The organism is Candidatus Krumholzibacteriota bacterium (assembly GCA_016932415.1).
GTDB lineage: Bacteria > Krumholzibacteriota > Krumholzibacteriia > Krumholzibacteriales > Krumholzibacteriaceae > Krumholzibacterium.
This window is the reverse complement of record JAFGCX010000014.1, coordinates 1-14,717: the sequence shown is the minus strand read 5'-3', so window position 1 is coordinate 14,717 and position 14,717 is coordinate 1. Positions and strand designations below refer to the sequence as shown.

The 14,717-nt window shown below is 52.4% G+C and carries 13 protein-coding genes and 1 tRNA gene; all 14 read left to right on the top strand.

The genetic code is table 11. The annotated features are described in order from the left end of the window. The first annotated feature begins 28 nt into the window (after window positions 1-28). The 14 genes from JW814_05540 to JW814_05475 all read left to right on the top strand — a co-directional run bounded on the left by JW814_05540 (window position 29) and on the right by JW814_05475 (window position 13,934). Window positions 29-1,570: a DivIVA domain-containing protein gene (locus JW814_05540; GenBank protein MBN2070901.1), complete on the top strand. Its 1,542-nt coding sequence runs from the start codon at window positions 29-31 to the stop codon at window positions 1,568-1,570. Window positions 1,571-1,826: 256 nt separating this feature from the next. Next, window positions 1,827-2,651 (top strand): purine-nucleoside phosphorylase, encoded by an 825-nt coding sequence (locus JW814_05535; GenBank protein MBN2070900.1) that lies wholly within the window; start codon window positions 1,827-1,829, stop codon window positions 2,649-2,651. A 170-nt stretch (window positions 2,652-2,821) separates the two neighbouring features. Then, window positions 2,822-5,974 (top strand): isoleucine--tRNA ligase, encoded by a 3,153-nt coding sequence (locus JW814_05530; protein MBN2070899.1) that lies wholly within the window; start codon window positions 2,822-2,824, stop codon window positions 5,972-5,974. A gap of 26 nt (window positions 5,975-6,000) precedes the next feature. Then, window positions 6,001-6,408 carry a TraR/DksA C4-type zinc finger protein gene (locus JW814_05525; protein MBN2070898.1) on the top strand — a complete coding sequence of 136 codons (408 nt, stop codon included), beginning with the start codon at window positions 6,001-6,003 and terminating at the stop codon, window positions 6,406-6,408. A 3-nt stretch (window positions 6,409-6,411) separates the two neighbouring features. Further along, complete coding sequence (lspA, locus tag JW814_05520; protein ID MBN2070897.1) at window positions 6,412-6,927, top strand: signal peptidase II; 516 nt, start codon at window positions 6,412-6,414, stop codon at window positions 6,925-6,927. Then, window positions 6,920-7,897 (top strand): RluA family pseudouridine synthase, encoded by a 978-nt coding sequence (locus JW814_05515; protein MBN2070896.1) that lies wholly within the window; start codon window positions 6,920-6,922, stop codon window positions 7,895-7,897. The genes lspA and JW814_05515 overlap by 8 nt, the downstream gene beginning before the upstream one ends. Further along, the gene (locus tag JW814_05510; GenBank protein ID MBN2070895.1) at window positions 7,894-8,232 is read left to right on the top strand and encodes an STAS domain-containing protein; all 339 of its coding nucleotides are present in this window, start codon (window positions 7,894-7,896) and stop codon (window positions 8,230-8,232) included. Before JW814_05515 ends, JW814_05510 begins: the two co-directional genes overlap by 4 nt. 45 nt (window positions 8,233-8,277) lie before the next feature. Continuing rightward, the gene (locus JW814_05505; GenBank protein ID MBN2070894.1) at window positions 8,278-8,718 is read left to right on the top strand and encodes an ATP-binding protein; all 441 of its coding nucleotides are present in this window, start codon (window positions 8,278-8,280) and stop codon (window positions 8,716-8,718) included. 122 nt (window positions 8,719-8,840) lie between these two features. Then, window positions 8,841-11,111, top strand: a complete 2,271-nt coding sequence (locus JW814_05500) for a SpoIIE family protein phosphatase (GenBank protein ID MBN2070893.1) — start codon at window positions 8,841-8,843, stop codon at window positions 11,109-11,111. A gap of 92 nt (window positions 11,112-11,203) precedes the next feature. Continuing rightward, window positions 11,204-11,617 (top strand): Holliday junction resolvase RuvX, encoded by a 414-nt coding sequence (gene ruvX / locus JW814_05495; protein MBN2070892.1) that lies wholly within the window; start codon window positions 11,204-11,206, stop codon window positions 11,615-11,617. Window positions 11,618-11,667: 50 nt separating this feature from the next. Beyond that, on the top strand, window positions 11,668-12,804 hold the full coding sequence (gene mltG / locus JW814_05490; GenBank protein MBN2070891.1) for an endolytic transglycosylase MltG: 1,137 nt from the start codon (window positions 11,668-11,670) through the stop codon (window positions 12,802-12,804). A gap of 7 nt (window positions 12,805-12,811) precedes the next feature. Then, window positions 12,812-13,618: an ATP-dependent sacrificial sulfur transferase LarE gene (larE, locus tag JW814_05485; protein ID MBN2070890.1), complete on the top strand. Its 807-nt coding sequence runs from the start codon at window positions 12,812-12,814 to the stop codon at window positions 13,616-13,618. Window positions 13,619-13,689: 71 nt separating this feature from the next. Continuing rightward, complete coding sequence (locus JW814_05480; protein ID MBN2070889.1) at window positions 13,690-13,845, top strand: hypothetical protein; 156 nt, start codon at window positions 13,690-13,692, stop codon at window positions 13,843-13,845. A gap of 12 nt (window positions 13,846-13,857) precedes the next feature. Beyond that, a tRNA-Val gene (locus tag JW814_05475) sits at window positions 13,858-13,934 on the top strand. Window positions 13,935-14,717 lie beyond the last annotated feature (783 nt).

Below are 14,717 nucleotides of genomic sequence, written 5' to 3'. Positions count from 1 at the left end.
TAAATTTGTCAACTCAGGAGGCAGTAAGATGAGAATCACACCGCTTGATATCAGAAAGCAGGAATTCCGGAAGACGATGAGAGGTCTTGATTCCGATGAAGTCTACGCGTTTCTGACAACGGTCGCCGATGAATACGAAGCAGTTCTTTCCGACAATAAAAAACTCCGTGAGAGGATCGTTGAACTCGAGGAACGGCTCAGGGAATTCAAGGAGATCGAAAAGAACCTTCGAAACACCCTTCTTACCGCCGAAAGGATCACGGCTGAGGCGAAAGAGAACGCTCGCAGAGAGGCAGGGCTTATTCTGCGGGAAGCTGAAGTGGAAGCGGACAAATCGTCAGAATCGATCAGGGCTCACACGCAGCAGCTCAGAAGAGAGATCCTCGAGTTGAAGAAGCACAAGGATAATTATGTAACGAGATTAAGGACTCTTCTAAACAGCCACCAGAGAGTGATAGACGGGTTCGAGGATGATTTTGCCACGGTCGATAAAGAGATCGACGCGATAGGCAAGATGGTGGAAGAGGACACGAAATCACCCGCTGCCGGAGCAAGGATGAACCGCGACAGGATAACCGAGGATTTCGCTCATGAACCGAAAGACAAGGTGACCTGGGGTGAGGAGAAAAAAAGAGAAGATATGCCGAGACCGGTAGTCCCGAAACCTGACCAGCAGGCGGAGACCGGTTCCTCTGCCGCCGGACCGGCTCACGAACAGGAAGTTGAAAGAGCCCGGCAGAGCGATCCAGGTATGGAGATGGGATCATCCGGCGCTATAGCTGATGCCAATAAGGAAGCGACGAAAGTCGAATTCCACAGCATCGACGCCGACCATGTGCCGGTAGCGAAAGAAGATGATCCTGAAATAATGAGCGATTACGAAATAAGCAGAGTCCGCAGCGAAGTGGCTCACACTATAGAGGACAGTCTCTATCCGGAAGCCCATATCAGGGAATATTCCGAAGAGGGACAGTCGGCAGAGCAGCATCCTTCCGGGACGCGGCAGCAGGACCAGCATCAGCAGGCCCCGTCGCAGCCGGCCGGTCAGACGCAGCAACCGGCCAGTCATGCGCGGGTGGAAGAGCAGGTCCAGACTGCCGGGAACGAAACGGTAAACGCCCCGGTAATGACGGAAGACTCGCCAGAGCCCCAGGCCTCACAGACCCGGCCTGGGGAAGCTGTCCAGCAGGATAACTGGAAGTCGTACGAGGTCGAAAGCGGGAAAGAGGACTGGAGCAATTACGAAGTCCCGGTCGATGAAAAACCGCGGTCAGCGGCGAGTGCCGCCCCTCAAAGAAGCGGTAATGAGGCCGAGGTCGAAAATGCCCTCTCAGGGCTGACCGAGGCGGGAGGACCCACCGCCCCCCGGGCAGGCGTGGAACCGGAAGTGATAATAAGGTCAGAGCATATTTCTGCCGCTCCCAAACCTCCCGCGCCACAAGCTGCTCAGGAGACGCAGCAAAAGGCTCAGAAGAAAGACGAGGAACCGGCGGGAGAAGATACAGTCAGCACATGGTCGATGGAGGAATTAAGAAAAAATCTGTCGAACATCAGCAACGATCAGGAATAAAGCCAGGGTAAAGGCTTACAAGATACAATGCGCGGGAGGGGTTGGATACCGGTATCGGTTCCAGCCCCTCCCTGCTTTTTTTATATCAACCAATCACTCCCGGGGCAAGTTCCTATTCGATAGCTGCCCGTTTCCGGAAAGGGGCGGCCCTCGCGGGGCCGGACGATACCGATCGATTACCTCTTGCCTGCCGGCAGGATTGAGAGTATAACGGGTTTGTCCCCGAAGCTGCAAATAACGGTCGAAAGGAGCAATCGTGTCGGATCTATACTCGCGGATCAACGAGAGCGCGAAATATATAAGGAAACAGACCAGCCTCAGGCCGAAGACAGGGATCGTGTTGGGAAGTGGCCTGGGGGGGCTGGCGAAGATGATAACAGCCGCCGTGGCAATTCCTTACGAGAATATCCCGAATTTCCCGGTTTCGACTGTGAAGGGATTGCACGCGGGAAACCTCATCATCGGGAGGCTGGCCGGCAGGACCGTCGTCGCGATGGAGGGAAGGATCCATTATTACGAGGGGTATTCGATGAAGGATGTGACCTTCCCGATCCGCGTGATGAAAGCACTGGGGGCAAGATCACTTATCCTCACGTCGGCGGTGGGAGCTATGAATCCTCTCTTTCCGGCCGGTTCGATAGTCGCCCTGACCGACCATATAAATCTCATGGGCGATAATCCGCTGATAGGCCCGAACGATGAAAGGCTCGGAGTCCGGTTTCCCGATATGAGCGAACCGTACAACAGAAAGTATATCGCGCTTCTTGAAAAAGTCGCCCTTGATCTGAAGATCCCGCTTAAAAAAGGAGTCCTCGCCGCAGTCTCGGGGCCGAATCTCGAGACCGCCGCGGAATACAGGTTCCTGCGAAGGATAGGTGCCGATGTGGTGGGGATGTCCGTGGTCCCTGAGGATATCGTGGCGATCCATTCGGGGATGAAGGTGCTGGGGATATCGATAGTCACCGATGAAGCGCTTCCCGATTGCCTGAAGCCTGCTGACATAAGGGAGATAATCTCGGTAGCGAAAAAGGGAGAAAAACTTCTCTGCAGGCTGGTCGAGCGGTTTCTGCGCGAAATATAAAGATGCTTTTTATCGCCGCAGTGATACTTGACATGTATGAAGTAATAGATTATAAGATATTGACCTCTCTTCCATCGATTCGGGCATGAGGTGTCTTGCCGGGAGGAAGACCGGGGCCTGTACCAGGAATACAGCCGGTCGGTATTACAGTAATTGGAGTCGCAATCAAGATGTCAGATAAGAAAAAGCATATCAGTTACAAGCAGTTACCTTCGCAGCGTGACGCGATCCTTATGGAAGAGGAGATCCTCAGGTATTGGGACGAGCATGAGATCTTCCGGAGAAGTATCGAAGAAAGGTCTGACGACAAACCTTTTGTCTTCTACGAAGGTCCGCCGACGGCGAACGGAAGGCCGGGAGTCCATCACGCGATGGCGCGGACGATCAAAGACATCGTCTGCAGGTTCCAGACCATGCTCGGCCACAGCGTGATAAGAAAAGCCGGCTGGGATACTCATGGCCTGCCGGTGGAGATAGAGGTCGAACACAAGCTCGGGCTCGATGGAAAAGACCAGATTGAAAAATATGGAGTCGCTGAATTCAACCGGGAATGCCGCGAAAGCGTTTTTACATATCTTGATGAATGGCATACGTTTACTCGCAAGCTGGGATATTGGCTCGATCTCGATGACCCTTACATCACATGCGATAATGAATATATCGAATCGGTCTGGTGGATCCTCAAGCAGTTCTGGGACCAGGATATGCTCTTTGAGGGTCACAAGATCGTCCCCTATTGCCCCCGTTGCGGGACATCGCTTTCAAGCCACGAAGTCTCCCAGGGGTACAAGGACGTATCAGACCCTTCAATCTTCATAAAGCTCAAACTCGAGGATGAAGACGCGTTTTTCCTCGTATGGACTACGACGCCCTGGACCCTTATATCCAACGTAGCCCTGGCCGTCGGGCCGGAGCATGATTACGTGAAGGTGGAATTCAACGGTGAGGTCCTTATCTTCGCCGAAGCTCTCCTCAGCGTCCTCGACGGCGAATACTCCATCCTGGAAAGGATGAAGGGAGATAAGCTGGTCGGAAAGAGGTACGAGCCCTGTTTCCCCTGGTTCGGGGATGAAGAGGGAGCTTTCAGGGTGATCGGAGCCGATTTCGTCACTCTGACCGATGGCACGGGGATCGTCCATACAGCTCCCGCCTTCGGGGAGGACGATTACAAGATCGGACTGGAGGAGGGACTTCCCTTCGTTCAACCGGTAGATTCCGAGGGCAAGTTTACCGATAAGATCGACAGATGGGCGGGAAGGTTCATAAAGGATTGCGATGCCGAGATCATCGAGGATCTGATAAAGAGAAATATCCTGTACAAGGCCGAAGAGATAACGCACTCCTATCCGTTCTGCTGGCGGTGCGATTCGCCGCTTATATATTACGCCCGCAGATCATGGTATATAAAGACTACCGCGTACAAGGATCTTCTGATCGAAGCGAACAGGAAGATCAGCTGGTATCCCCCCGAAGTCGGCGAGAACAGGTTCGCCAAATGGCTCGAGGGGAATGTCGACTGGGCCCTGAGCAGGGAAAGGTACTGGGGTACGCCTCTCAATATCTGGACGTGCGATTCGTGCCAGGAGAAGTTCTGTATCGGGGATCTTTCCGAACTGCGCTCGATAAGCGAGCAGTTCCCCGATGATTACGATCTGCACAAACCGTTCATAGATGATCTCGATGTCGGTTGTCCTGATTGCGGTGGGAAGATGACGCGCGTGCCCGAGGTGATCGATTGCTGGTTCGACTCGGGAGCGATGCCTTTCGCCCAGTATCACTATCCGATGGAAAATATGGATTCTTTAAAGAATCAGTATCCCGCGGCGTTTATCAGCGAGGGTGTCGACCAGTCGAGGGGCTGGTTCTATTCCCTACTCGCCATAGGAGCGTTTCTCACGAAAGAGAGCCCGTATCAGAGATGCCTTCCTCATGGGATGATCCTCGATAAAAACGGGCAGAAGATGAGCAAGAGCAAGGGTAACGCCGTGTTCGCCAGCGACATTCTTGGCAGTGACGGAGCCGATTCACTCCGCTGGTACCTGATGACGAGCGGCGCTCCCTACCTTCCCAAGAGGTTCGATCTCGATGCGATGCGAGACGGGGCGAACAAGTTCCTCGGTACGCTGAGGAATCTTTACAATTTCTTCGCGATGTACGCCGATATCGACGGATTCAGGCCGACCGGAGATATCACCAGTGATAATATGATCGACCGGTGGCTTCTCTCCAGGTACAACACCGTCGTGCGGGAAGTCACAGCCTCGCTTGAAGGGTACGAGATGACGAGGGCGGCCAGGACGATACAGACATTCGTCATCGATGAGCTGAGCAACTGGTACCTCAGGCGCTGCAGAAGGCGTTTCTGGAAAAACGAGATGAGCGGCGACAAGCTTGCAGCCTACGAGATCTTCTTTAAAGTCCTCGAAGGGACCGTTTCCCTGGCGGCGCCCTTCATCCCGTTCCTCAGCGAAGCAGTATATCACAGGCTCCATGGCATCGACGGATCGGAAGAGAAAGGCGGGAGTATTCACCTTTCTCATTTCCCGAAGTTTGACGAGGCGATGATAGATGAAAAGCTTGAGAAGGATATGGACGAAGTGCGCAAAGCGGTGACCATCGGCAGGGCGGTAAGAAACAAGGCCGGCATCAAGGTGCGTACGCCCCTTTCGAGGATCCTGCTTCACAGTTCTTCGAAGGGCGCTCTTGGATGGCTCGACGATGAAGGGCTGGTCAGCCTCCTGCTTGACGAATTGAACGTCAAGGCGGTGGAATCGGTCGCGAGTACTGACGATTTCATCAGGTCCAGCGTCAAACCCGATTATTCAATACTGGGGAAAAGGTTCGGCAAGAATATGAAGGCGGCGGCGAATGTAATCGGGAACCTTAGCAGGGAGAGCATCAGCGAACTGGTTGAAAAGGAAAAGGTCAGTGTTGAGATAGACGAAAAGAAGGAGGTCATATCGCTCGACGAGGTCCAGGTCCATCAGGATACCGAGGAAGGGTTTTCCGCGGAATCTGAGGGAGGACTCACAATAATACTTGATATTAAGATGACACCGGAACTAATTAAGGAAGGCATTGCGAGGGACCTTGTCAACCGGATCCAGAACCTGCGGAAGGATTCGGGATTTGACGTGAGTGACCGTATCGAACTTTCGTACGACGCTCCTGATGAGATCGCCGAGGTCTTTGACCTTTACGGGGATCACATCAGCAGCGAGACCCTGGCGGAGAGGATATCGAGGGGAAAGCAGGAGTGGGATTCCAGGGCTGAAATCGATCTGGAAAAACATAAAATCGAACTCTGGGTTAAACTGGTTTGACGCTTGAGAAGAGTAGGAGAGATCAGATGCCAGCAAAACGCAAGAAGACAAAGCTGACAAAAAAAGAGATCGAGGTTTACAGGGAGAAGGTCCTTGCCGAGAGAGAGAGAATAATCATGGAGCTTGGCAGGATAGAGGAGACTATAAACGACGCGACAAGCGGCCAGGATGGATCCAAAAGATCCTACTCCAATCATCTTGCCGATCTCGGAACCGATTTTATGGAGAAGGAAAAGAACTTCTACTATGCGAGCCAGGAAGGGCATTACCTGCGTTCCCTCGACGACGCGCTCAAGCGTATGGAGCGTGGTATCTACGGGAAATGCGAGGAATGCGAAGATCTGATATCTTTCAAGCGCCTCGATGCCGTCCCCGGCGCCAGACTGTGCATCAAATGCAAGAGCAAAGCGGAAAAGGATATGAGGGGACGTTGACAGGTGTTGTATTTCACTATCGCAGCCCTCGTTGTAATTCTTGATCAGGCCTCAAAAAGGATAATCTGGGAAATCTACAGGTATTCGGGCGGAACCGATCTTATCGACGGTTTCCTCAGGATCACGCTGAGCAAGAATAACGGCGCGGTCATGGGGATTCTAGGCGGGTCCCGGATCATCCTGCTGAGCGTGACAATCATATCGATCGGCGCCCTGATATATTTTGCCTATCGAATGAGATACGCCCCCGTCTTCAAGAGGATATGCATAGGTCTTATCCTGGGCGGAGCCTTCGGAAACCTGATCGACCGCATCGCTACCGGTGAAGTGATAGATTTCATAGACATGGGAATAGGGGCATATCGCTGGCCCACCTATAATGTTGCCGACACGGCCGTATCGATCGGAGCGGTATTCCTGATCGTCGGATTCATAAAAGCCACTGACGATCTTTTTGAATCTCCCCGGGGGAAGGATCCCGCGGCTGCTCTCAAAAACAGCCGGTCATCCGATGAATGATCAGAAAGTATACGCTTTTATAGTCGATGAAGAATCAGGCGGGGACCGCCTGGACGCTTTCCTCGCGACAAGGATCCCTGAACTGTCCAGGTCGAGGATCCAGAAGGCGGTGCGCGGCGGGGAAGTCTTCATCGATGGAGATCCCACCGACAAAGTCTCCCGGAAAATAAAGGAAAACGAACGGATAGAACTTCATTTCGAACCTCCCGAGCTTCCACGGGCGATCGCGGAGGATATTCCTCTCGACATAATCTACGAGGACAAAGATCTTCTGGTAATAAACAAGAAGGCGGGAATGGTCGTTCACCCGGCGCCTGGAAACCGTACCGGCACATTGGTAAATGCTCTCCTGGCGCATTGCGGCGATCTTTCCGGGGTGGGCGGAGTGCTGCGTCCTGGTATAGTCCACCGGCTCGACGCTCTGACCAGCGGACTGCTTGTAGTCGCCAAGAACGATCCGGTACATATCTCGCTAAGCAGGCAGCTTATGGAGCGGAAGGTGAAACGGATATATTTCGCTTTAGTATGGGGCGAGATGCCCGAAAATGAGGGTAAGATAGATCTTCCGATCGGAAGATCCAGCGCGGACAGGAAAAAGATGGCCGTCAAGCTTTCGGGTGGACGGGAGGCTCGTACATATTACTATCTTCTAGACACATTTGGGCCGTTTCAGTATATTAAAGTGAAGCTGGGGACCGGCAGGACACACCAGATCAGGGTCCATCTAAGCCACATTGGACATCCGGTCCTGGGAGATGCTGTTTACGGGGGGAGGAAAGTCAGGAGAGGATCTCTTTCAAAACCCGATATGGAAATGGGGCATAAAGCGCTGTCAATGATCGACAGGCAGGCGCTTCACGCGGGAGAGTTGTCGTTTTTTCATCCCGGGCTGAAAGAAACAGTGAGTTTCAAAGCGCCGCTTCCTGACGATTTTCGCTCTGTACTCGCTTTTTGCGGGGGAAAAGATTGAAAGCAAGAGTCAGGGAATCAGGGCCTGTCACGATCATCGAAGTGACCGGAAAACTTATGGGCGGAGCCGATGCCGATATTTTCAGGGACCTTATACACGGCATCATTGAAGAGGGGAAAAGAAAGGTCCTCATCGACCTGTCCGGCGTGAAATGGGTGAACAGTACGGGGGTCGGGATACTGATAACCGGGTATACGACATTGAGAAGAAATAATGGAGACATGAAACTTTTGAACGTCTCCAACAAGATACAGAGTATATTGTACGTGACCAAACTTAATCTTATCTTCGAATGCTATGATGATGAAGATGAAGCTATAACAAGTTTTTCCTGAGTCCGGCGGCGGACCGGGGAACGGGAGGAGGGATCTCTGATCGCCATGACATCTCGTATTGTATTGGAGTTTCCAAGCAGTTACGAATGGTTGAATATGGTCGACCTGATTTGCTGTGAATTGACATGTGAGTCCAGCCTTTTCTCAAAAAACGAACTGAACGATATATCTATCTCTGTCATAGAGGCCTGCACCAATGCTCTGGAACATGGGAACAACAGTGATCCAGACCTGACCGTTCGCGTCGTATTCACCCGCCATAGCGAATATCTCGAAGTGGAGGTGTATGATTCGGGAAAAGGATTTGATTTTGAGGGATATCTTCAGCATATCCCCGATCCTTCGGATATCGAACACCAGAGAGGCAGGGGCATCTATATAATGCAGGAGATGATGGATTCACTGAAATTCGAAAAACTCCCCGAAAAAGGCATGAAAGTGACGCTCAGGAAGATGATCAATGGATCCGGCGGCGCCAGGGAATGATCTTTCAGAGAATCTTTCTTTCATTGACCTGAAAGCAACTCTAATCCATTCTGTTCGTAATTGAGTATGGGACGGTAGAGTCAGGACTGGCTGATTCCCGATGTTCGATATGGAGAGGTCCGATGGCCACCTCATCGTTTCTGGCTTCTTTTTATTTTGTGAGCGGCGCGATCATCTTCTTTCTCGGAGTGATGATTCTTCGCTATTCCTCGCGCGACATCGTCGGTTGGGCGACGGCTCTCGTACTTTTCTTCGCCGGCATAGGACCGATTCTCGGCGCTATAGGCGTCATCCTGGAAAATAATCTCCAGCAGGGGACCCTTCTCTTCAAGAACGTGATGGGGAACTTCGACTACGGGTGGGAATTCTTTTTTCCATCCCTGGTGCTATTCGCTCTTGTCTATCCTGTCAGGCACAGGATATGGAAATATATCAGAAGGTATGTCTTCCTTCTCTTCGTGCCGCATTTTTTCCACCTGATACTCGTCCTCTTCCTTCTCGACAGGGTCAACCCGGAGAACACATTCAATTTCCTGGCGAACAGGGAGATCAAGTTCGCCCCTGTTCAGGCGTTTTTCGTCTCTTCTGCGAGCGTTCTCAACATCCTGACTGCTCTTCTGTTCAAGGCTCACAACACCTTCTTTTCGCTCGTCAACATTTCGTACGCCGCCTTCTCCATTGCCCTGCTGAGAAAATCGATGAAGCTCGAGCTCCCCCCGAGGGTCCACAGGCAGATGAGAGTCGTCGTCACCGGTCTCGGTCTCTGTATAGTGATCTATTCGCTCGGCAAGACGGTGCCATTTTTCCTCAACCTTGAACTGGACGATAATGTCGTCACTGCCTTTATAAATGCCGCCCTGATCCTCGGAGGAGGATCGATCGCCCTTGCGATTGTGAGGCACCAGTTCCTTGATATCCGCCTTATCGCCAGAAAAGGGATATTCTATGGAGCTGTAGTGGCCATCTTCGCTACTATCTATCTTCTTACGATCAAACAGGTAACGGAGTTCTTCTACCGGTTCTCGGGAGCAAGGTTCGAATTTCTCGAAACGGTCCTGATCATCATCTTCATCATCATCTTCCAGCCGGTCTTCAGCAGGATGGAGGAGTGGATAGACCGCCTGCTCGCGAGGGAGGAAAAAAGCACCAGGGTCAGGATCCGGGAGCTTAGCGATGAGCTGCTTTCAGTGATTGAAGTGGAAGATCTTAAAAAGAAGATAAATGACGCGCTCGGGTCAGTATTTACCACAAAGAGGGTGGAGACGGTATTCTGCGATGAGATATTCGCCCTGAAAAACGACGATCCCTATGCTATCGAGGTAGTCAAGCTGATGATAAAGGTCGCCGAACCGATGACGAGGCTCGATTTCATGGAGGCGATGGGATTTCTTAACCTCAGGGGAAGGACTTTCCTTCGCCCTGGCAAAAAGGCGATCAATGAAGCTGTCAAGACGATGCCGGGGATAGTGAGGCGGTTTGCCGGGTACAAGCTTATAGTCCCGGTGCTGCACGAAGGGGCCTGCATGGCCGTTCTTCTCCTCGGCGAAAAAGAGGAATCGGACAAATATACGATGGAAGAACAGGCTCTTTTATCGATGCTTGCCCTGCAGATATCGGCGTCTCTTTCGCGGATAGAGCTTCTCAAGGAGGTCGTCGAGAAGAAGGTTATGGAAGAAGAGCTCAATATCGCCAAATCGATCCAGATGAACCTGCTTCCGACGAGTCTGCCGGTGATCGACCGGTACGAACTGGCCGGTCTGAGCATAGCAAGCAAGCAGGTCGGAGGCGATTATTACGATTTCATCCATGACGATTCGCACTTGGCGTTCGTAGTGGCCGACGTGTCGGGAAAAGGCGTACCGGCATCGCTCCTGATGGCCTCTCTTCAGGCGTCGCTCCGCTCGATGATGGACAGGATGAACGACCCTGTCGCGGTGATCGGCAGGCTGAACGATGTGATGTGCGATATAACTGCTCCGGACAAGTTCGCAACGATGTTCTACGGGTGCATCGATATCGACAGGAATGAGATCAAATATTCCAACGCCGGACACTTTTTCCCCGTTATCCTGAGGAAAAACGGTAAGGTCGAGGAACTCGATTACAGCGGGCTGATCCTCGGAGTAAGTCCGGGTTTTGAGTATGAGTGCAGGAAGACAAGGCTCGAGCCGGGGGATTCGATAATCGTGACGACCGATGGAGTGACGGAAGCGGAAAACCAGCAGGGAGAACTCTATGGCGAGGAAAGGCTGCATCCGTTCCTTGCCACGGTGAGGGACCATTCCGCTGACAGGATCAAGGATTCGATCGTGGAAGAGGTGAACAGGTTCTCATATCCGATGGGAGCGAACGACGATATGACGATCGTGGTGGTAAAACGCAACAGGCTGTAGAATAAAGCATTACAGTGTATTAGGCTGCCATTGGCGATATCGGCGGGAATGATTTAACAGGGGAAAAAGCGCAAATGACTTCCGCGGGAGAGGTGAAATCGCGTATACTTTGTATAGACCCCGGTTCAAAAAGAACCGGATTCGCCGTTAGCGACCAGCTGGGGATCACAGCCCAGGGGCTTGAGACGTTCGAGAGCTCGGGCGGCAATGATCTCATCGATCAAATAGAGGATCTTGTCGGGCGGTATGAGATTTCAACGGTAGTAATCGGATTGCCGCTTTCGATGAGCGGGGGAGAGACGGAAGGGACGGCGCGCTCAAGGCAGCTTGCCGTAGAGATCGGTAATCGATGCGGCGTAGCAGTTGAGCTGAGAGACGAGAGGATGTCGAGCCTCGAAGTCGAAAGGGTCATGAAGCGGGAGGGAAAGATCAAGAAGGCTGGCGATATAGATAAGTTGTCGGCTGTCATCCTGCTTCAGAACTATCTTGATGAATCGTTCGGATAAGGTCTCCCGGCCGATCGAGAGCGAAACCTCCACCCTGCGGAGATTATGTCATGAGTGTTAGAGTCTCGGTCCTGATATCACTGACATTGACTCTCCTTGTGATGATCTCCGTCCAGCTCGCCGATTTATACTATGAAGATGCCGGCAATTTCTCCTCGCGCAGAGTCTCGATAAAGGTCCATCCCGGAGCTACATTCAAGGAAGTGCAGGCTCTGCTCGCGGAAAAGGGGATCGTTCACAGGCCCGGCGTATTCCGCTGGGCGGCATATCTTACACGCAGGGAAAAAAATATCAAGGCGGGAAGATACCTTTTCCGCCACGGGGAAAGTGTCTCATCTGTACTGGGCAAGCTTGTTTCAGGGCAGGTCGATTACGCCCGCGTCGTGATCCCCGAAGGGATGATGCTCAGGGAGATAGCCTCGGTCCTCCAGAGGGAAGTCGAGATCGATTCGACCCTTTTCATGACGGCGGCGGCCGATTCGGCCTTTCTTGCCAGTATCGCGATAAAGGCTCCCGACCTCGAGGGGTACCTTTTTCCCGACACATATCTTTTTGACTGGCCGGTCGATGAGAAGGATGTGCTGAAAAGGATGGTGAACAGGTTCAGGGAGATCTACGACGCGCAGATCGCCCCTCTTGCAGACAGTATCGGGATGGATATGCACCAGGTCGTCACCCTCGCTTCGATAATACAGGCCGAAGCAGTCTTCGATTCGGAGATGAGGCACATATCGGCAGTCTACCATAACAGGATCGAAGCGAAGTGGAAGCTCGAAGCCGATCCAACGGTCGCCTACGCCCTCGGCGGAGTAAAAAGGCGGCTTTATTACAATGATCTCCGGGCTGACTCCCCATACAACACCTACCGCGTGCGCGGGCTGCCACCGGGAGCCATCTGCAGTCCCGGAAGGGCCGCTCTTGAAGCGGCGGCCGATCCGCTCAAGGGATGCGAAGATTTCTACTTCGTCGCCGATGGATCTGGAAGGCACAAATTCAGCAAGACGCATATGCAGCATCTGAAGGCGAAGCATATTATCAAGTACGGCCCCATGCCGGACGAGATGAAACAGAAGACCTATCTCGAAGCGCTTGAAAGCGAAGGGGATGGGTCGTGGCATGAGGGGAGCGGAGACGGTCTCGATGCCGGGCCCGAGTCTCCCGACCGCGACGGCGACGCGGAGGAATGAACCGTTTATGGATGAAGAGAAGCTGGAGAGATTAAAAAGAATGATCAGGGAAAGGGGGCCGATGGCCCTCGCTTTTTCTGGAGGGGTCGACTCGGCTTTTCTTCTTGCAGTCTTGCGCGAGGTCCTTGGAGATGGGCTCCTCGCCGTCACCGCCACGGCGGCGTTCATAGATGAGAGGGAGACAGGCGAAGCGATAGAGATCGCCGCCAGCCTTGGCGTCGATCACCAGGTCATCGATGTCGGGATGTCCGATATAGACAGGTTTGTCGAGAATCCCCCAGACAGGTGCTACCATTGCAAGAAACACCTTTTTTCGAAGATCATCGAGACTGCGGAGGAGAGGGGCTTCGGGGTCGTCTGCGACGCGAGCAACATCGACGACGAGGGGGATTACCGGCCGGGGATGAAAGCTTTGAAAGAACTTGGCGTCCTGAGCCCCCTGCGCGAGGCGGGGCTGACCAAGGCTGATATAAGGGCCCTGTCGAGGGAGATGGGGCTTGCCACGTGGAATAAGCCGGCGATGGCATGCCTGGCGACGAGGATCCCTTTCGGCGAGAAGATAACGCCGGAGAAGCTCTCGCGGATACTGAGAGCGGAGAGGTTTCTGGTTTCATTGGGATTCGAGGCGGCGAGAGTCCGAAGCCACGGTGATCTGGCGAGGATCGAGGTCGATCGGGAAAAGACATCTCTTCTCGCTGAGCCTGGAGCGCGCGAAAAAATCGTGGAACATCTCAGGTCGCTGGGTTTTCGATATATTACAGTCGATATCGAGGGGTATCGGACAGGTAGTCTTAACGAATCCCTTGACATGTGACGATTTACGCATATTATATCTCTATCGGGAAGACCACTGGCGCCCCGTACGCGGGCAGGAAGGCTCTGGAAATGGAAGTCATACGAAAACACAGAAAGTGGATAATGATCGCAGGCCTGATATCGATAGTGCTGGGTTATATCTTTCTTGGCAACAACTCGATCTCGCTGGCTCCGGTCCTTCTCGTCCTGGGATACTGCATCCTGATCCCGGTCGCGCTGATATAGGCAAATCTTTGTGGGCGATTAGCTCAGTTGGTTAGAGCACCTGCTTTACACGCAGGGGGTCACAGGTTCGAGTCCCGTATCGCCCACCACTTTTCTTCAAACAAATCAAACAGTTAGGGCTTTAGGTAGTAGGAGCTGGCAGCCTTATTATGTCCAGGGAGCATGCGGGGGCACAGGTAGGTCACTTGTGAGGCACTCCCAGAGGAAACGGGAAAAAATAGATAGGACAGTCCTAAGGAGTACCGCGCCAGTCCTCGACCCTACCAGCCTGCCGCATTCTGATAAATCCATTAATATAACTAAGGCTAAGTAATATTTCAGGAACCCGATACATTCAACAGGAACACGTTGCGCTTCGGTTCAACCGGGAAGCACCCGGGTTGTAAATTAAGCGAGATACACAGTTCGGGTAGAAAAAAACGGCCGGGCCATCCGGGCCCACGTTTATTCATCGGACTATAATATTCAAGTTGATCAGCATCCGGGGAGAACAGCCATCAAATCGAGGATAATCTTCATACTGGTATTTCTCCTTCACCTGGCCAACGGAGTCTGTCTGGCCCAGGAGATAATAGTTCCCGTCAAGATTCAATACGCTCTGATTCTGAAAATATTCGAGTACGACCGGAACCTGTATGACAAGAATGCCCCGGAAAAGGTAATCGGCATCGTTTACGAAAGTGAATTCCATGAATCAGAACTTGTTATGAATGAACTGGTCAAAAACATATATGAGTTCTCCGAAAAAAGTAAAAAATATCAGAACATCAATTATACTACTATCGACCTGACGGCGAAGGACATAAACAATTCGATCGGCCAGACCCGAGTGGATGTCCTGTATGTATGCCCGCTGAAGAAAAATAGCGTCG

Coding starts and splice junctions, on each gene's coding strand:
- JW814_05540 (MBN2070901.1), top strand. CDS start 29: ATGAGAATCACACCGCTTGATATCAGAAAGCAGGAATTCCGGAAGACG.
- JW814_05530 (MBN2070899.1), top strand. CDS start 2,822: ATGTCAGATAAGAAAAAGCATATCAGTTACAAGCAGTTACCTTCGCAG.
- JW814_05525 (MBN2070898.1), top strand. CDS start 6,001: ATGCCAGCAAAACGCAAGAAGACAAAGCTGACAAAAAAAGAGATCGAG.
- JW814_05515 (MBN2070896.1), top strand. CDS start 6,920: ATGAATGATCAGAAAGTATACGCTTTTATAGTCGATGAAGAATCAGGC.
- JW814_05505 (MBN2070894.1), top strand. CDS start 8,278: ATGACATCTCGTATTGTATTGGAGTTTCCAAGCAGTTACGAATGGTTG.
- JW814_05500 (MBN2070893.1), top strand. CDS start 8,841: ATGGCCACCTCATCGTTTCTGGCTTCTTTTTATTTTGTGAGCGGCGCG.
- mltG (MBN2070891.1), top strand. CDS start 11,668: ATGAGTGTTAGAGTCTCGGTCCTGATATCACTGACATTGACTCTCCTT.
- larE (MBN2070890.1), top strand. CDS start 12,812: ATGGATGAAGAGAAGCTGGAGAGATTAAAAAGAATGATCAGGGAAAGG.
- JW814_05480 (MBN2070889.1), top strand. CDS start 13,690: ATGGAAGTCATACGAAAACACAGAAAGTGGATAATGATCGCAGGCCTG.